The following is a 16,917-nucleotide window of genomic DNA, read 5'->3' as shown; positions in this document are numbered from 1 at the left end:
CGTAGGGATTCCGACCAGACCTTCAAATATTCACGTTCGCGCAAGGGGACGCCGGGCGGTGCCATCAAGTCCCCGCAACGTTGGGCGAATATTTGAAGGTCTGGACGACAAAAGACCGCGAACCGCAACCCCTCAGGGAGCAGGCCGCAGCATCGGGACATGCTCGATACCGTCGTCGAGAAACCTCGCCCCCGAAACAGCGAACCCGAACCGCTCGTAAACGCGAATAGCGGTCGTCTGCGCGTTCAGCACAGCCGCGCGCGGCCCGACGACCGAGACGGCCTCGGCGAGCAGGCGGGCGGCCAGGCCCTGGCCGCGATGCGCGCGGTCGGTCACGACGCGGCCGATGCGCGCGGTGCCGTCCGGTTCGCTCAGGACGCGCAGGTACGCCGTGACGCTGCCCGCCGGGGAGGTGAGCCAGACGTGGACGGTGTCCGGGTCGGTGTCGCGGCCGTCCAGGTCGGGGTAGACGCATTCCTGTTCGACGACGAAGACGTCGCTGCGGAGGCGGAGCAGGGCGTACAGGGTGAAGACGTCCAGGGTGGCGAACGGGGCGCTGTGCATGATCACGGCTTGAGCGTAGCCAGCTGCTCGGCGGCCTTGCGGGCGGCGATGAGGACCGGGTCCCAGACGGGGGCGAACGGGGGAGCGTAGGAGAGGTCGAGGCCGGTCATCTCTTCGACGGTCATGCCGTGCCAGAGGGCGACGGCGAGGGCGTCGATGCGTTTCGCCGCGCCTTCCTGGCCGACGATCTGGGCGCCGAGCAGGCGTCCGGTGGTGCGCTCGGCGATGATCTTCGTGGTGATGGGGACGGCGCCGGGGTAGTAGCCGGCGCGGGTGGTGGACTCGGTGACCGTGGTGAAGGTGGCGAAGCCGGCGGTGGCGGCCTCGGTGGTGGACAGGCCGGTGCGGGCGACCTCGTACGAGCAGATCTTGGAAACGGCGGTGCCGACGACGCCCGGGAAGGTGGCGTAGCCGCCGCCGATGTTGATGCCGGCGGCGCGGCCCTGCTTGTTGGCGTGGGTGCCGAGGGCGATGGCGACGGGGCGCTGTGAGACCAGGTGGAAGACCTCGACGCAGTCGCCGGCGGCCCAGATGCCCTCGGCGGAGGTCCGCAGGCGGCGGTCGACGGTGATGCCCCCGGTCGCACCGACGGTGATCCCCGCGTCGGCGGCGAGGGCGCTGTTGGGGCGGGTGCCGAGGCCGAGGATGACGATGTCCGCGGGCAGGGTGCCCTCGGCGGTGCGGACCCCGGTGACCCGGCCGCCGGTGACGTCGAAGCCTTCGAGGGCGCAGGACAGGCGCAGGTCGACGCCGAGCCCACGCAGCGCGTCGGCGACGAGCGACGCCATGTCCGGGTCGAGGGTGCGCATCGGCTGGTCGGCGGCGTCGATGAGGGCGACCTCCAGGCCGCGTCTGATCATCGCCTCGGCCATCTCCAGGCCGATGTAGCCGGCGCCGACGACGACGGCCCGGCGGGGGTGGTGGCGCTCCAGGAACGACAGGAGCCGGATCCCGTCCTCGAGGTTCTGCACGCCGTGGATGCCGGCGGCGTCGGCGCCGGGCACGTCGGGGCGGGCCGGGACGCCACCGGTGGCGATGACGAGCTGGTCGAACGGCTCGTCATAGGTGCGGTCGGGGGCGCGGACCGTCACGGAGCGGTCGTCGAGGGAGATCGCGACGACCTCGCTGCCGAGACGCACGTCGATGTCGAGTTTGCGGAACGCCTCCGGGGTGCGGGCGACGAGTTCGTCGGGGGTGCCGACATCACCGGCGACGAGGTAGGGGATGCCGCAGGCCGAGTACGAGACGTGCTGCCCCTTCTCGAACGCCACGATCCGCAGGTCGTCGGGGCGGCGCCGGCGGGCCTGCGAGGCGGCGCTCATCCCCGCGGCGTCGCCGCCGATCACCACCAGGCGCTCAGGAGTGCTCACCCGACCATTTAATCGTGTTTGTCGGGTGCCGGGATGGCCGCGCCGGTGTCGTCCCAGACGTTTCCGGAATTGGCGCTCAGGTTCGTGGCGGTGCTGACGAGGATGGGGCAGGCGAACATGCTGTTGCGGCCGAAGCGGTTGTTCACCACGGCGATGCCGGTCAGCGGGGTGGGGCCGCCGCCGCGGTGGGCGAAGTTGAGCACGCAGTGGCCGCCGTCGAGCCAGTTGTTCTCGACCCGGATGTCGCCGCTCGCGCCGCCCTCCTGGGTCACCTGGTAGGCGGCGTTGGCGTCGGCGCCGGGGTACAGTACGTTGTGCCGCAGCGTGATCCGGCGTTTGCCCCGGGTGTCGACGGCGTCGTTGACGGTCTCGCCGCCGCCGGGGGCGCCGCTGCGGTAGAACGTCAGGTCGTGGATCCAGGAGTCCTGCACGACGACGTCGTTGCCGGCCTTCACACCGTCGACGGTGCCGTGGATGTTGACCCGGGTGAGGGTCGTCGCGGTGGCCCAGACGCCGTCGAGGCAGGCGTTGGGGCTGGCGGGCGCGATCTCGACGTCCTCGATGACGGCGCTGCCCTCGATCTGGATGACCGCGGCCGAGCAGCGGGCCGCCCCACCCCGCACGATCGAGTTCCGGATCGTCACATTTTTCCCAGTTACACGGACATATCCGCGAATATCTGCGTTGGCCACCACCGCGTTGTCCGTGGACAGCGTCTGGTCCCCGGTGATCACCGTCAGAGTGGTCCCCGCGACCACCCCGGTGTTACCCGCCGCAGGCTTCCCGCCGCTCCGGGACGCGGCCCGGGGCGGCACCGACAGCGACGTCGACGGGGAAGCCGCAGACGGTGACGGCGACCGGGACGCGGTTGGCGACGCGGCGCCGGGCAGGCCCGCCATCTCCGCGGACCGGCGCTGCTCGGGTGTCAGGCCGCCGTCCGCGGACGCCCGCCTGGACGGCTGGGTCAACGGATACACGAGGACCGCGGTCAAAGCCACCGTGGCGACGCCGGCGACGGCAACGCCGATCGGCCCCCAGTGAATGCGGCGCCCAGTCGCCGGAAGATCACTCTCGGTGGTCACCGACCCTTTCTAGTGGTACGGGAGTGACGTCCGCAACCTATTGATGCACAAAAGTTTCTTAGCTCCGTCGCTTCGCCAGCGGTTTCGTGGGGGGTTCCCACCCCACACCCCCCATGCTCGCTGCGCTCACACTCGAGCCTATTCAAGTGCCTTCGACATCTGCTGCGAAGTCGTCTCGAACCCCAACGATTCGTACAGCTGCCGGGCGCCCGGGTTGTGACCGAAGACGTTGAGGCCGAGCCGGGTGACGCCGCGGGCCCGCAGCTCGTCCTCGGCGGCGAGCATCAGCGCCCGGCCGTGGCCGCGGCGGCGGTGCGCCTCGTCGACCTGGATCTCGTAGATCCAGGCCTGCGGCCGGTCGGCGGTCGGCAGCGCGATCCACAGGAACCCGACAACCTCGCCGTCCACCTCGCCGGCGAACATCAGCTGCCCCTCGGTGGCGAGGCCGTCGGGCAGCAGCGCCGCGAACTGCTGCTCGACGCGGGCAAGCGCGTCCTGCGGTGCACCGCGGCCGGCGCGCACCTCGTCGGCCGCGTACTCGGCCTTCAGCGCGGGGATGCGGGCGTCGTACTCGGCCTGGCTGAGCGGGCGGATCGTGAGCATGCGGTTCACAATACGAAGGCGTCGGTCCACAGCTGCCGGGACCGCCCCGACAGCGCGTCGAGGAGGCCGACCGCCTGCCCGTCGGTGAGCGCGGCCACGAAGTCGACGATCGCCCGGCCGCGGGCCATCGCCGTCGGGTCGAACTCGTCGTCGGCGAGGCCGTAGTCGGTCGCGGTCAGGTCCCGGACCTCGGCGTGGGCCATCTCGACCAGGTCGTGCAGCCGCCGTGGCAGCCGCACCGCCTCGGCCGGGTCGACCAGCCACGCGTGCAGCGCCTCGACCAGCGCCCCCAGCAACCGCGCCTGGCCCCGCTGGTGCAGCGCCAGGTCGGGGCGTTCGAGCACGAACCGGTGGTGCACGAACTTCAGCACCTGCACCTCGTGCCACTGCGCGGTGCCGAGCGAGACGTGCCCGGAGCGCATCGGCGGGTCCGCCCGCACGTGGATCGCGTCGATCAGCCGGCGGGTCCACCGCGCCGAGAACCGCGCGACGCTCTGCTCCGCCTCGATCGAGCCGTCGAACGGCGCCGCGAGCAGCCCGTCGACCAGCTCGTGCCGGACGTGCTCCACAGCCGACCAGAACGCGTCGTCGTCGCTGATCCAGCCGTCCTTGCGGCAGATGTCGCGGCGCAGCAGCTCCACCGACCGGCCCGGCCGGCGGGTCGTGTGCCGCAGCGCGGCGAGGTCCAGGCCGCGCAGCTCGGCCGCGTCGCGCTGCCACGCCATCAGTTCGGTGGCGACGGTGCCCTGCTGCAGGACCCCGACCCGGTAGAAGTCCTCGAGGTCGTGGATGGCGTAGGCGATGTCGTCGGCGGTGTCCATCACCGACGCCTCCGCGGTCTGCTGCCACTGCGCGAGCAGCCCGTCGAACGGCATCCGGGCCTGGCGCAGGTCGGCCAGCTCCGTCACGTAGGCGCCGAACTTCACGGACCCGGCCGCGGGGTCCTCCGGATCCACCCCGGCACCGCGTGGTGTCGGATGCATCAGGTGTACGTGCGGCGAAGGGTAGGTTCGCCGGGTCCATGGGTACTTCGCCATGGCGGCACGGACCGCGGCGGTCAGGTCCAGCCCGACGGTGGAGCCGCTGATCTCGGTGCTCGTCACGATGCGGTACGACTGTGCGTTGCCCTCGAAGCCGTCGGGCAGCCCGAGCCGCTGCCGGGCGAGCCGGTCCAGGACCCGCTCGCCGAGGTGCCCGAACGGCGGGTGGCCGAGGTCGTGTGCGAGCGCCGCGGCCTCCACCACGTCGGCGTCGCAGCCGCCGAGCTTGTCCAGCAGCGACTGTGAGCCGGCGGTGGGGGAGCACAGCCGCTCCACGATCCCGCGGGCGACGCTGGCCACCTTGAGGCTGTGGGTGAGCCGGTTGTGCACCAGCAGCCCGGACCCGCCCGGGCTGATCACCTGGGTGACGCCGCCGAGGCGGGCGAAGAACGGCGACGCGACGATCCGGTCGCGGTCGGCCCGGAACGGGTTGCCGGACAGGTCGCCGTCGGACCCGCCGAACAGGCGCGCGTCCCTGCCGCCGGTCGATGAAGGTGCCGGGTCCGGCCTCATGACGGCTTGCGGACTTCGATGACGAAACCGCTCGCGGTCACCGCAGCCGCCGGGTGGTGCGCCAGCAGCAGATCCAGCAGCTTCAGCGGGGAGAGGATCCAGGTCAGCGGCAGGATCGCCCGATACAGCCGCATGCTGCCGAACGACAGCAGCATCGCCAGCCACTCCTGCAGCGTCCACAGCATGCCCGAGGTGGGTCCGGCGCCGACCTTGACGCTGAGCACCTCGAACTGCGGGAACTGCTGGCGCAGCCCGACCTGCGTGTAGCGCTGGAAGTCATACGGCGACGCGTGGAACGGCTGCATGAACGGCACGAACACCAGCATCCGCCCGCCGGGACGCAGCAGGCGGTGCATCTCGGCGATGTGCTCCGCCGGGTCCGGCACGTGCTCCAGCACCGCGATGCTGATCCCGCCGGCCAGGCTGCCCTCGGCGAGCGGCACCTTGCGCAGGTCGGTGACGATGTCGACGTTGGGATACGTGCCGCCGTCCATGCAGATGACCCGCTGGTCGCGGCGGTGGGTGCCGCAGCCGAAGTCGGCGACGAGGTCCCGGTCGAGGTCGAAGCTGCGCAGGAACGGCATGATCAGGTTGCGGTCCATCACCGGAGACAGGACCTTGATCGCCGTCGGGTACACCTTGTTGAACCGTTTCTTGACGAACTCCTTGATGCGGTTCAGCGCGTCGGCGGTGAGCTCCTCGGACTCGAACCCGCCGAACGTCAGCTGGCTCGCCCCGCCGGTCACGCGCCGCCGGCCGCGGTGACCGCAGGCCGCGCAGACGATCGTGTCGCCGCCGTCCAGCCGCAGCGGCGCGTGGCACGCCGGGCAGGCCAGCACCCCGGCCAGGCGGGCCTGGCGTCCCGCCGTCGCCGGCTCGATGGCGGGGGCGTCAACCGCAGTGTCGTTCATCATCCCTCAGCGGATCTCGTAGACGGCGATCTGTCCAGAACGATGCCGGAGCTGCGCGAAGTCACCCAATGTGGATGCGGGGGTGTCGCGGGCCTCGTCCACGAACAGCCACCGCACACGGTACTGGTCCCGCAGCTTACCGATTGTCTGCGCCGACGGCGCGGAGAAGGCCGCGTCGTTGTCCGCAAGGAGTTGCGGGTCCCAGTACGGCGCGTAGACGGCGTTGATGCCGGTCTCCGCGGCGACCTGATGGGTGCGGTTGGTGAAGCCCCAGCCTTCGATCAGGAAGCGGCGCTCCGAGTACGCGGAGAACGCGAAGTGCCGGTTGTCGCACTCGCCCTGCGGGGCGCCGGTGGCGGAGAGGCAGTGCGCGTTCGTGGCCACCAGGTCGCCGGGGTCGGAGTGGTCGCGCAGCCACCGGCCGGCCTCCGGGGTGCCGTCAGGGATGAACGGCGCGTACTGCTGGACGCCGCGCCAGCCGGTGTGGCCGGCCTCGCGGCTCGTGTCGAACAGGTGCAGCAGGGCGGTGACCAGGCAGACGCCGGCCAGCAGGCTCGCGCAGGCGGTGCCCTTGGCCGGGAACGACGAGCGGCGCACGAACCACGCGGCGACGCCGAGCAGCGCGAGCACCGCCAGGTAGGGCCAGACCAGGTGGACCGCGGTCGGCGCGACCCCACCCGTCCTGGCCGGCAGCGGTGTCCACTTCGGGGTGAACTCGCGGACCACGATCAGGATCGCGGCGCCGGTGAGGATCGCGCCGTACACCCACGTGAGCATCCGCCGGTTCGGCACGCCGGCGGGCGTGATCATGGCCAGGCCGACCACCGCCGCGAGCGACAGGTAGGGCCGCCCGGACACCATGAACCAGCCCTCGGCGCCGCCCTCGTGCCCGAAGACCAGCAGCGCGCCGATGCCGGACAGGCCGATGCCGAGCATCAGGACGACCGGGTCGGCGGAGATCTTCAGGTCGGGCCGGCGGCGCCGGGCGAGGCCGGCCAGCCCGAGCACGCCGGGCCAGATGCAGGCCCAGCACGCGAACGTGATCAGCGTGACCAGGATCAGCCGCCCCGTCGAGCCGTGGCCGGGCAGCGCGAAGGTGGCCGTGTAGGGCGCGCCGGAGATCCGCGCGAAGTGCAGCGGGTCGATCGCGAGCCCCTGCGCGGCCCCGCCGAACAGGACGAACTGGGCGAAGGCCAGGCCGGCGAACGCGATCCCGACCGCGATCAGGACGGCCGGGCGGACCCGCCGGCGGGTCAGCAGGCGCACCGCGACGACCAGCAGCAGGCCGGCCAGCAGCATCGGCAGGAACGTCGCCTTGCCGCCGGTGACGGCCGCGGTCAGCAGCACCACCAGGAACCAGTGTCTGCGGTTGGCCCCGGTGAGCACGTCGACCAGCACCAGCGCCAGCGCGGCGAACAGGATCGCACCGAACGTCTGCGTCGGGCTCGTCCACATCTGGGCCCGCAGCGACGAGCCGTCCTCGTAGGCGTTGGTGCCGAAGGCCGCGAACCATCCGTCGAGCCGCCATTGGTACGGCGTCGGGGTGAGCACGAAGTAGGTGGTGACCGCGGCCGCGGCGCCGGCCCACCACGTGCCGGTGAGCCGCTTGCCGAGCACCGCCATCAGCAGCAGGAACCCGAAGACCATCGGCAGCGGCGACAGGCGCACCAGCAGCACCTGCGGCTCGATCCCGGTGATCCACGAGGTGGAGGCCATTTCGGCGTAGACGAACCAGTGGTAGAGCACCGGCTGCTCGGGCAGCCACGGGGAGACGAGCGGCAGGTGATGCTTGGCCTCACCGACCAGCGCCAGGTGGAACGGGGAGTCGCCGTCGGGGCTCAGCATGGCGCGGCCGGCCACGTCATGCGTGCGGAAGAACCGGACGGCGCTCCAGAAGAAGAGCACCAGCGCGGAGCCCGACAGGATCGCCGAGAACCAGAACGGGGTCTTCTCGTCCTCCCGGTCGGTGCGGCGCCAGTGCCGCCGCAGCCCCGGCACCAGCAGGAAGGTGGCGATGGTGGCGATCGGCCAGGCGGCGACCAGCAGCGGCAGCCCGATCGCCCGCGCGCCGATGTAGGCCATGACCTCGCAGGAATACCCCACCGCGAGACCGGCGGCCACGTCCTCGACGAGCCAGCCGGGCCGGCCGCGGACCGCCCGCCAGAGCAGCAGGCCGGGCAGGACGATCCCCAGGGCGAGATAGCCCGTGAAGATCGCGGTGGTCAGGACCGGCACCCCGTAGTAGGCGAGGCCGATGAGGACCACCACGCCGAGCGCTGCCGGCGGCGCCCAGGCGGGCGGCGTCCATCGGGCCGTCGCCGACGCCGGTGCTGCTGACGTGGGCTGCTCCACGGTCACTGCCACAAGATTTTGCCGTTTCTCGAGATGAGTCGTCGCACCCCTCTCAACGCGTCAACCGCAGTCGGGGGCGCGCGAGTCGCCCGTTCTTCGGCTGATCAAGGTCGCGATGCCGTCCAGTACCCGCGCCAGACCGAACTCAAAATCGGTGTCGGGTGTTTCATCCGGGGTGTCGAGGATGCCCGTCGCCAACAGCCGCCCGATCGCGGGGAACCGCCGGGGGTCGACGAGCTTGCCGAGCAACTGACCGTAGGTCAGCATCGCCTCGTCGGCGGTCGTCCCGGACGCCTGCGCGGCCGCGGTGATGTCCGCCGTCAGCACCGCCCAGTTCCGGGTGATGCCACTCACGGTCATGATCGTGGAGAGTTTCTCGTGCTCCTCCAATGAGGTCCCGGCGAGCACCGCGAGGCCGTGGTCCATCCACCCGACCTGGTTCGGGGTCAGCGGCGGCGACGTGATCGGCACCCGGACGATCCACGGCTGCCGGCGCAGGATCGCCAGGTGGGTGCGGGCGAAGCGCAGCATCCCCTCCCGCCAGTCCTCGCCCGGCGGCGCCGGCGGCGGCGGGCCGATCGCGGCGTCGACCATCAGGTCGAGCAGCTCGTTCTTGGCCGCGACGTAGCGGTACAGCGACATGGTCGCCGCACCCAGCTCGGTCGCGACGCGGCCCATCGACACCGCGCCGAGGCCCTCCGTCGCGGCGACCTGCACGCCCGCGGCGACGATCCGATCCAGGGTCAGCCCGGGTTTCGGCCCCTTGCCGGGCCGGGTGCGCAGGCCCCAGGCGGCGGCGAGGACGGCCGGCATCTCGTTGTCCATTGACTCAGATCCTACTTCTGCGTATAACATACGCAGTAGAGCGTACGTCATACGCAGAAGATCACGGGAGAGAGCTGACATGTCCCTGGCTGTCGAGGCCACCGGCCTCACGAAGTCCTACGGCAAGCTCGACGTCCTCACCGGCGTCGACCTCGCCGTCCCCGCCGGCAGCGTGTTCGCCCTGCTCGGTCCCAACGGGGCGGGGAAGACGACCGCCGTGCGCATCCTGGCGACGCTGCTGCGCCCCGACGGCGGCCAGGCCCGCGTGGCCGGCTACGACGTGGTCCGCCAGCGCCGGCAGGTCCGCGGCGCGGTCAGCCTCACGGGGCAGTATGCGGCGGTCGACGAACTGCAGACCGGGGCGGAGAACCTCCGGATGATGGGCCGGCTCAGCGGCCTCAGCTCCGCCGCCGCCACCCGGCGGGCCGCGGAGCTCCTCGAGCGCTTCGACCTCACCGCGGCCGGCAACCGGCGGGCCGGCACCTACTCCGGCGGCATGCGCCGCCGCCTCGACCTTGCCGCCGGTCTCGTCGGCAGCCCGTCGGTGATCTTCCTCGACGAGCCGACCACCGGCCTCGACCTCACCAGCCGGCAGGCGATGTGGCAGGTGATCGCCGGGCTGGTCAGCGCCGGCGTGACGGTCTTCCTCACCACGCAGTACCTGGAGGAGGCCGACCAGCTCGCCGACCGCATCGCCGTCGTCGACCACGGCCGGGTCGTCGCCGAGGGCACCCCCACCGACCTCAAGCGCCGCTTCGGTGACCAGCGCCTCGACCTGGAGCTCGCGGACCGGTCCGGCTGGGAGGCCGTCGCCGCCCACCTCGGCGGCCGGGTCGTGCAGCGCGACCCGGAGCGGCTCACGCTCGGCGTCACCACCGACGGCAGTGCGGCCCACGTCCGCGCGGTCCTCGACGAGATCGACCCCGGCCGCGCCGCCGTGCGCCGCTTCTCACTGCACAGCGCCACCCTCGACGACGTCTTCCTCGCCCTCACCACGACCTCCGCTGTCAAGGAGAACGCGAATGTCTAGTGCCACCGTTGCCACGCAGTGGCTGACCATGGGCGGCCGGTCGCTGCGCCTCGGCCGCCGCAACGTCGAGGCGATCATCATGTCGCTGGTCCTGCCCGTGATGCTGATGATCGTCTTCGTCTACCTCTTCGGCGGCGCCATCGACACCGGCACCGCCTATGTCACCTACGTCGTGCCGGGCGTCATGCTGCTGTGCGTGACGTTCGGCTCGGGCATGACCGCGGGCTCCGTCGCCAACGACATGACCGGCGGCATCATCGACCGGCTACGCTCACTCGACGTCGGCGGCCCGGCCATTCTCGCCGGTCACGTCGCCGCCAGTGTCGCGCGCAACGTGTTCTCCAGTGCCCTGGTCTTCGGGGTCGCGTTCGCCATCGGGTTCCGGCCGCACGCCTCCGCGATGCAGTGGCTCGGCGTGGCGGGAATCCTGGTCCTGACCATCACCGCGGTGTCCTGGCTGGCGGCGGCCCTCGGGCTCCTCGCGTCCTCGCCCGAGACGGCCAGCGGTTACACGTTCGGGATCACGTTCCTGCCCTACGCCAGCAGTGCCTTCGTCCCGGTCGACACCATGCCCACCTGGCTGCGTGGCTTCGCCGAGCACCAGCCGATCACACCGATCACGGAGAGCCTGCGCGGCCTGCTGCTCGACCAGCCGGTCGGCTCGGCGCCCTGGCAGGCGGTCGCGTGGTGCCTCGGGATCATGGCGGTGTCGATCGCCGCGACGGCCCTGCTGTTCCGGTCCAAGACCCGCGGCTGATCCCGCGCGCCCGGCCCACCCGTCGCCGGGCGGGCCGTCAGCGGGTGAGGCGGCAGCGGACGGGCTCGTCGAGGCCACCGACCTCGGTGCGCAGGTCCTTGAACTCGTCGCCCGGCCATGCGTCCAGCTCGATGGGGCGCCGGCGGCCCTCGAGGGTCAGCTCGGCGTATGGGTTGTGGTTGCTGTCGGCGGGCTTGAGGGTCCAGGTGCCACTGCCGGACACGGGGGCGCGGTGCTGGTCGGCGTCCTCGTCGTAGACGACCAGGGCGTCCGCGCGGAACGTCCCGCCCTCGGCGATGCTCACCTTGCCGCCGCACTCACTGGTCCACACGCCGACGACCTGGTCTGCGGTGAACGCCGGAACGTCGCTGAAGGGCCAGTCGATGTCGCAGCAGCCGCAGCCGAGCAGCAGGGGGAGGGACAGGACTGCCATGATCACTCTGGTCCGGGTCGATTGACGAGGCACGGAAGTGATCATGGCAGATCCATGAATGCCTAGCCAGCAGCGGGATCCAGCTTGATCGACAGGCTGTTGACGCAGTGGCGGGTGTTCTTGTCGGTCATCCGCTCGCCCCGGAACACGTGACCCAGGTGCGAGTCGCACCGGGCGCAGCGGATCTCGGTGCGGGACATGCCCATGCTGCGGTCCTCGATCTCCTTCACGGTGCCGGGGATCGCGTCGTCGAAGCTCGGCCAGCCGCAGTGCGAGTCGAACTTCGAGGTGCTCTCGAACAGCTGGGCGCCGCAGGCCCGGCAGTTGTAGACGCCGGCGGTCTTGGTGCTGACGTACTCCCCGCTCCACGGCGCCTCGGTGCCCGCGCGGCGCAGGACCCGGAACTCGTCCGGGGACAGCCGCACGCGCCACTCGGCATCGGTGGTGGGCAGGTCGACAAGTGGCTCGGTCATGCCTCAACGGTAGGCGGCCCCGCGCCGGGCGACCATTACAGCCCGCGAACACGATTTTCCGCCATGCGCGCGACGTCTCCGCCGCAGCCTCGTTGGACCGACGAAAGCCACGTTTCGGACTTTTTGTGGCACACCGGTCGAATGGACGGGGTACGACAACGATGAGGCTGCTCTACAAGGCGGTTGCGGTCGGAGCGGCAGGCGCCGCGGGCATCACGCCACTGGCCACGGCGGCGCATGCCGCGCTCACGTCGCAGGAACTGCGCGTGGACCGCTGCGGCCAGACGTGGAACGGCACCCTCGAACTGTGCGCCGACGGCGAGACGTCCCACCCTGGTGCCGCCCCCGCCGGCTACGGCCCGAACGACACCAACGGCTGGCAGTACGACGCCCCGACCGGCGTCGGCACCGGCGGCCCGCTGTACGCCGGCCACGCCACCGGCGACGATGACGCCCCCGGCTACGGCAGCCACGGCCACGGCCACGGCGGGCACAGCAGCGGTGGTGGCGGTGGTGTCGGCACCGGGGGTCCGCTGCACCCCGGCACGGCCAACGGTGGCTACGGCAACGGTGGCTACGGCAACGGTGGTCACGGCAACGGTGGCTACGGCAACGGCGGCTACGGCAACGGCGGTCACGGCAACGGGACGCCCGGCGGCAACGGCAGCGACACGCCCGGCGGCGGGACCGGCAACGGCACACCCGGCGGCAATGGCAACGGCAATGGCACGCCCGGTGGCGGGACCGGCAACGGCACGCCCGGCGGCAACGGCAACGGCAATGGCACGCCCGGTGGCGGGACCGGCAACGGCAATGGCACGCCCGGCGGCGGGGCCGGGAACGGCACGCCTGGTGGCGGCACCGGCAACGGCACGCCCGGCGGCAGCGGCAACGGCACGCCGGGCGGCACCACGCCGGGTGGGACCGGCACCGGCAGTGGTGGTCCCGGTGTCTCGAGCGTCCCAGCGGGTTCCGCGGCGGGCGCGGCGACCGGCGCCGCGGCGGCCACCGGCATGCTGCCCGTGACCGGCACGTCGTCGATGATGACGACGATCGGGTTCGCGTTCATCATCGGTGGGGCCAGCATCCTGTACCTGACCCGCCTCGGCGACCGCGGCGAGGAGCAGACCCCCGAAACCAGGACCCCGGGCCGGACCCCCGCGGGCAAGTGGCCGGTGGCGCCGAGGCCGCGGCGCAGGCCGAGCCCGCAGGCGACCCGGCGCTCCTGATCTCGTCCCGGAAGCCCGCTCGATGGTGTCACGGGGGCGCCCCGGGCGGGTCCGGCGCGTAGGGTGCTTGGCATGGCCAGTGCGCTGGAGATCGAGGTTGCCGGGCGTCCCGTGCGGTTGACCAGTCCCGACAAGGTGATGTTTCCGGAGCGCGGCTTCACCAAGCGCGACGTCTTCGAGTATTACCTCGCGGTCGGCGACGGCATCATGCGGGCGCTGGGCGACCGGCCGACGACGTTGCAGCGGTTCCCGGAGGGGCTGAGCGGGGAGACGTTCTTCCAGAAGCGGGTGCCGACCAAGGGCGTCCCGCCGTGGCTGGAGACGGCGCAGATCGCGTTCCCGAGCGGGCGCAAGGCCGACGAGCTGTGCCCCACGGACCTCGCGCACGTGGCGTGGGCGGCGCAGATGGGCACGATCGTGTTCCACCCGTGGCCGGTGCGCAAGGCGCACGTCGACCACCCCGACGAGCTGCGGATCGACCTGGATCCGCAGCCAGGGACGGACTTCGCCGACGCGGCCGTCGTCGCCGGCGAGCTCAAGGCCGTCCTCGACGAGCTGGGCTGGAAGGGCTGGCCGAAGACCAGCGGCGGGCGCGGCGTGCACGTGTACATCCGGATCAAGCCGGAGTGGACGTTCGTCGAGGCGCGGCGGGCCGTGATCGCCCTGGCGCGGGAGGTGGAGCGCCGCCGGCCGGACCTCGTCACCACCAAGTGGTGGAAGGAGGAGCGCGGCGAGCGGGTCTTCGTCGACTTCAACCAGATGGCACGGGACCGCACGATCGCGTGCGCGTACTCGCTGCGGGCCAACGCCCGGGCCACGGCGTCGACGCCGCTGCGCTGGGAGGAGCTGCCCGACGTCGAGCCCGACGACTTCGACCTGCGGACCGTGCCGGAGCGGATCGCGAAGCTCGGCGACGCGCACGCCGGCATCGACGACGTCGCCCACGACATCACGCCGCTGCTGGAATGGGCGGAGCGGGACGCTGCGCGGGGGGAGGGCGACATGCCCTACCCGCCCGAGTACCCGAAGATGCCCGGCGAGCCGATGCGCGTCCAGCCCAGCCGGGCCCGGGCCGCCGAGTGAGGCGCTACTTGTCGCAGGTGAGGTTCGCGGCCGGGACCCGCAGGTCGATCAGGTAGCGGTTCACCGCCTCGATCACGCAGCCGGTCTTCGGGTAGGCCGTGTGGCCCTCGCCCCTCCACGTGATCAGCGTGCCGACGCCGAGCATCTTGGCCAGGGCCGGCGCCTGCTCGTAGGGGGTCGCCGGGTCGCCGAGCGTGCCGATGACGACGATCGGCGCCGAACCGGTCGCGGCGCCCGCCGGGTAGGGGTCACGCTTGCCGGGCCACTGCGCGCAGATCAGGTTCAGCGCCAGCGCGCCGCCGAACAGCGGATACTTCGACCGCCACTGCGGCTGCAGCGCCCTGGCCTGCTCCACCGTCGGGGTGTTGTCGCTGTCCGCACAGCCGACGGCCGCGTTGGCGTCGAACATGTTCGAGTACTTGCCCTCCGGGTCCCGCTCGGCGTAGGAGTCCGCGAGCTGGAACATCTTGTCCGGGTTGCCGCCGCGCAGGTCCTGCATCGCCTGGGCGAGCACCCGCCAGCTCGACTCGCTGTACAGCGACGACACGACCGCCGTGAACACCCAGCCGGCCGTGGCCTTGCGGCCCTTGCCCTGCACCGGGGCGGTCCGCGCGTCGGCGATCGCCTTCATCACCACGGCCCGCGGGTCGGGGCCGATCGGGCAGGAGGTCGTGTTGGCCTTGCACCAGGTGGTGAAGTTGTCGAACGCGTGCTCGAACCCGGCCGCCTGCTTCTCCGCCGAGTCCTGCATCGACAGCGTCGGGTCGACCGCCCCGTCGAGGACGAGCGCGCGGACGTTCTTCGGGAACAGCTGGGCGTACACGGCGCCGAGCAGCGTGCCGTAGCTGTACCCGAGGTATGTCAGCTGTTTCTCGCCGACCGCGACCCGCAGCGCGTCGATGTCCCGGGCCGTCTGCTCGGTGGAGAAGTAGCGCAGGGTGTCGCCGTACTTGTCGCCGCAGGTCTGCGCGAGCCTCCTGGTCACCGCGACGGACTCGCCGAACGCCGCGTCGGTCTGCGGGTCCGGGTCGATGCCGAAGTTGGCGTCGAGGTCCGCGGCGGAGAAGCACTGCACGGGCGACGACCGGCCGATGCCGCGCGGGTCGAAGCCGATCACGTCGAAGCGGCGCACCACCTCGGCCGGCAGGTACACGGAGCGGTACACGGCGTATTCGAACCCGGACGCGCCGGGCCCGCCCGGGTTGATGAACAGCGACCCGACCCGGTCCCGCTGCGTCGTCGACCGGCCGCGGACCAGCGCGATGTCGAACGTGCCGGACCCTTCCGGGTTCTGCCAGTCCTGCGGGACCTTCACCGTCGTGCAGTCGTACTTCACGTTCTGCGGCGGGCTGGAGAAGATCCCCTTGTACACGTCGGGACAGGGCTTCCACACGGCCGGCTCGATCTGCACGCCCGAGGCCGTGGAGGGCTCCTGCGACGGCGCGCTCAGCTTGCGCCCCGCCTGCGTGGGCGCCGCCGGGGTGCTGCACCCGCCGAGGAGCGCGGCGACGAGCAGCACGGGCACGAGTCGTCTCAAGGCCGTCCCGCCAGCACGGACTCGACGTCGAAGCGGATCGGCCGGTCGAGCTGGTCATACGTGCACGAGTGCGGCTCCCGGTCCGGCCGCCAGCGCTTGAACTGGGCGGTGTGCCGGAACCGGTCGCCCTCCATCGCGTCGTAGCCGACCTCGACGACGAGCTCGGGGCGCAGCGGCACGAACGACAGGTCCTTCTTGCCCGACCAGCGGCTGAGCCCGCCCGGCAGCCGGGTCGCGGCGTCACCGGCCGGCACGGCGTCGAGGCTCGCGGCCGCGGCACCGGGGATCTGACCCGCCCAGTTCCACGGGTGGTCGACGATGTCCTCCCGGTACGGCGCGAGCTCCTCGACCAGCTCCGCCCGGCGCTCCCGGGTGAACGACGCGGACACCCCGACGTGGTGCAGCCGGCCCTCCTCGTCATACAGCCCGAGCAGCAACGACCCGACGATCGGCCCGTCCTTGTGCCACCGGAACCCGGCTACCACGGCATCCGCGGTCCGTGCATGCTTGATCTTGAACATGGTCCGCTTGCCGGGCTCGTAGGCGCTGTCGGCGGGCTTCGCGATCACCCCGTCGAGCCCGGCGCCCTCGAACCGCTCGAACCAGTCGCGGGCCACCTCGATGTCCGTCGTCACCGGTGTCACGTGCACCGGCGCACTGACGCCCTTCAGGGCGTCGACGAGCCTGGCCCGGCGGGTGGCGTACCCCACCTCGATCAGCGACTCGTCACCGATGGCGAGGAGGTCGAACGCCACGAACGAGGCCGGGGTCGCCTCGGCGAGCATGTTGACGCGGGAGGCGGCGGGGTGGATCCGCTGCCCGAGCAGCTCGAAGTCGAGCTTCGGCTGGCCCGAGTCCCGCCGGATCACGATGATCTCCCCGTCGACCACACACCGCGCCGGCAGCTGCGCCAGCACCTGCGCGACCACCTCGGGGAAGTACCGGGTCAGCGTCTTGCCACCCCGACTGGCGAGCTCGACCTCGTCCCCGTCCCGGAACACGATGCACCGGAACCCGTCCCACTTGGGCTCAAAGCTCATCCCCTCCACGCTGGGCAGGTTGGGAATGCTCTTGGCCAGCATCGGCTCAACAGGCGGCATCACCGGCAAGTCCAC

The 16,917-nt window shown here is 71.7% G+C and carries 17 protein-coding genes; 5 read left to right on the top strand and 12 right to left on the bottom strand.

What is annotated here, in order from left to right:
* Positions 1 to 132 precede the first annotated feature (132 nt).
* From ACFPIJ_RS01630 to ACFPIJ_RS01620, 3 genes are read right to left on the bottom strand one after another with little or no spacing between them, the layout of a single operon-like run.
* Positions 133 to 564 (bottom strand): GNAT family N-acetyltransferase, encoded by a 432-nt coding sequence (locus ACFPIJ_RS01630; protein ID WP_380113056.1) that lies wholly within the window; start codon positions 562 to 564, stop codon positions 133 to 135.
* A gap of 2 nt (positions 565 to 566) precedes the next feature.
* Positions 567 to 1,934: an FAD-dependent oxidoreductase gene (locus tag ACFPIJ_RS01625; RefSeq protein WP_380112745.1), complete on the bottom strand. Its 1,368-nt coding sequence runs from the start codon at positions 1,932 to 1,934 to the stop codon at positions 567 to 569.
* A gap of 8 nt (positions 1,935 to 1,942) precedes the next feature.
* A complete protein-coding gene (locus ACFPIJ_RS01620) occupies positions 1,943 to 2,578 on the bottom strand; it encodes a hypothetical protein (RefSeq protein ID WP_380112743.1) in 636 nt (211 codons plus the stop codon).
* Positions 2,579 to 2,660: 82 nt separating this feature from the next.
* On the opposite strand from ACFPIJ_RS01620, the gene ACFPIJ_RS01615 reads away from it, so the two are divergent.
* A complete protein-coding gene (locus tag ACFPIJ_RS01615; protein WP_380112742.1) occupies positions 2,661 to 2,975 on the top strand; it encodes a hypothetical protein in 315 nt (104 codons plus the stop codon).
* A gap of 179 nt (positions 2,976 to 3,154) precedes the next feature.
* Here the strand turns inward: ACFPIJ_RS01615 and ACFPIJ_RS01610 are convergent, their stop codons facing one another.
* Genes ACFPIJ_RS01610 through ACFPIJ_RS01590 form a run of 5 tightly spaced genes read right to left on the bottom strand, consistent with a single transcriptional unit; the run spans position 3,155 to position 9,260 of the window.
* On the bottom strand, positions 3,155 to 3,619 hold the full coding sequence (locus tag ACFPIJ_RS01610) for a GNAT family N-acetyltransferase (protein WP_380112740.1): 465 nt from the start codon (positions 3,617 to 3,619) through the stop codon (positions 3,155 to 3,157).
* 5 nt (positions 3,620 to 3,624) lie between these two features.
* Complete coding sequence (locus ACFPIJ_RS01605) at positions 3,625 to 5,172, bottom strand: deoxyguanosinetriphosphate triphosphohydrolase family protein (protein WP_380112739.1); 1,548 nt, start codon at positions 5,170 to 5,172, stop codon at positions 3,625 to 3,627.
* Entirely contained in the window at positions 5,169 to 6,083 is a 915-nt protein-coding gene (locus ACFPIJ_RS01600; RefSeq protein WP_380112737.1) for a methyltransferase domain-containing protein, read from the bottom strand. Before ACFPIJ_RS01600 ends, ACFPIJ_RS01605 begins: the two co-directional genes overlap by 4 nt.
* Before the next feature lie 6 nt (positions 6,084 to 6,089).
* Positions 6,090 to 8,441, bottom strand: a complete 2,352-nt coding sequence (locus tag ACFPIJ_RS01595; protein WP_380112735.1) for a hypothetical protein — start codon at positions 8,439 to 8,441, stop codon at positions 6,090 to 6,092.
* Positions 8,442 to 8,495: 54 nt separating this feature from the next.
* Positions 8,496 to 9,260 (bottom strand): TetR/AcrR family transcriptional regulator, encoded by a 765-nt coding sequence (locus tag ACFPIJ_RS01590; protein WP_380112733.1) that lies wholly within the window; start codon positions 9,258 to 9,260, stop codon positions 8,496 to 8,498.
* Positions 9,261 to 9,339: 79 nt separating this feature from the next.
* On the opposite strand from ACFPIJ_RS01590, the gene ACFPIJ_RS01585 reads away from it, so the two are divergent.
* Both ACFPIJ_RS01585 and ACFPIJ_RS01580 read left to right on the top strand, forming a co-directional pair.
* The gene (locus ACFPIJ_RS01585; RefSeq protein WP_380112731.1) at positions 9,340 to 10,290 is read left to right on the top strand and encodes an ATP-binding cassette domain-containing protein; all 951 of its coding nucleotides are present in this window, start codon (positions 9,340 to 9,342) and stop codon (positions 10,288 to 10,290) included.
* Entirely contained in the window at positions 10,283 to 11,047 is a 765-nt protein-coding gene (locus ACFPIJ_RS01580) for an ABC transporter permease (protein ID WP_380112729.1), read from the top strand. Before ACFPIJ_RS01585 ends, ACFPIJ_RS01580 begins: the two co-directional genes overlap by 8 nt.
* A gap of 37 nt (positions 11,048 to 11,084) precedes the next feature.
* Here the strand turns inward: ACFPIJ_RS01580 and ACFPIJ_RS01575 are convergent, their stop codons facing one another.
* Positions 11,085 to 11,480 (bottom strand): hypothetical protein, encoded by a 396-nt coding sequence (locus tag ACFPIJ_RS01575; RefSeq protein WP_380112728.1) that lies wholly within the window; start codon positions 11,478 to 11,480, stop codon positions 11,085 to 11,087.
* A gap of 62 nt (positions 11,481 to 11,542) precedes the next feature.
* Positions 11,543 to 11,953, bottom strand: a complete 411-nt coding sequence (gene msrB, locus ACFPIJ_RS01570) for a peptide-methionine (R)-S-oxide reductase MsrB (RefSeq protein WP_380112726.1) — start codon at positions 11,951 to 11,953, stop codon at positions 11,543 to 11,545.
* Between the two features lie 161 nt (positions 11,954 to 12,114).
* On the opposite strand from msrB, the gene ACFPIJ_RS01565 reads away from it, so the two are divergent.
* Together ACFPIJ_RS01565 and ligD are read left to right on the top strand one after the other, a co-directional pair.
* Positions 12,115 to 13,182, top strand: coding sequence for a hypothetical protein (locus ACFPIJ_RS01565; protein WP_380112724.1), 1,068 nt, complete (start codon positions 12,115 to 12,117; stop codon positions 13,180 to 13,182).
* A 72-nt stretch (positions 13,183 to 13,254) separates the two neighbouring features.
* On the top strand, positions 13,255 to 14,265 hold the full coding sequence (gene ligD / locus ACFPIJ_RS01560; RefSeq protein WP_380112723.1) for a non-homologous end-joining DNA ligase: 1,011 nt from the start codon (positions 13,255 to 13,257) through the stop codon (positions 14,263 to 14,265).
* A gap of 4 nt (positions 14,266 to 14,269) precedes the next feature.
* On the opposite strand, the gene ACFPIJ_RS01555 is transcribed toward ligD, so the two are convergent.
* Both ACFPIJ_RS01555 and ACFPIJ_RS01550 read right to left on the bottom strand, forming a co-directional pair.
* Positions 14,270 to 15,802 carry an alpha/beta hydrolase gene (locus ACFPIJ_RS01555; RefSeq protein ID WP_380112721.1) on the bottom strand — a complete coding sequence of 511 codons (1,533 nt, stop codon included), beginning with the start codon at positions 15,800 to 15,802 and terminating at the stop codon, positions 14,270 to 14,272.
* Positions 15,799 to 16,884 carry an ATP-dependent DNA ligase gene (locus ACFPIJ_RS01550; protein WP_380113055.1) on the bottom strand — a complete coding sequence of 362 codons (1,086 nt, stop codon included), beginning with the start codon at positions 16,882 to 16,884 and terminating at the stop codon, positions 15,799 to 15,801. Before ACFPIJ_RS01550 ends, ACFPIJ_RS01555 begins: the two co-directional genes overlap by 4 nt.
* Positions 16,885 to 16,917 lie beyond the last annotated feature (33 nt).

It is taken from the genome of Dactylosporangium cerinum (genome assembly GCF_042653625.1).
In the GTDB taxonomy this organism is placed as follows: domain Bacteria; phylum Actinomycetota; class Actinomycetes; order Mycobacteriales; family Micromonosporaceae; genus Dactylosporangium; species Dactylosporangium cerinum.
The sequence above is the reverse complement of the archived record's forward strand: the minus strand, read 5'-3'. Positions and strand labels throughout refer to the sequence as shown.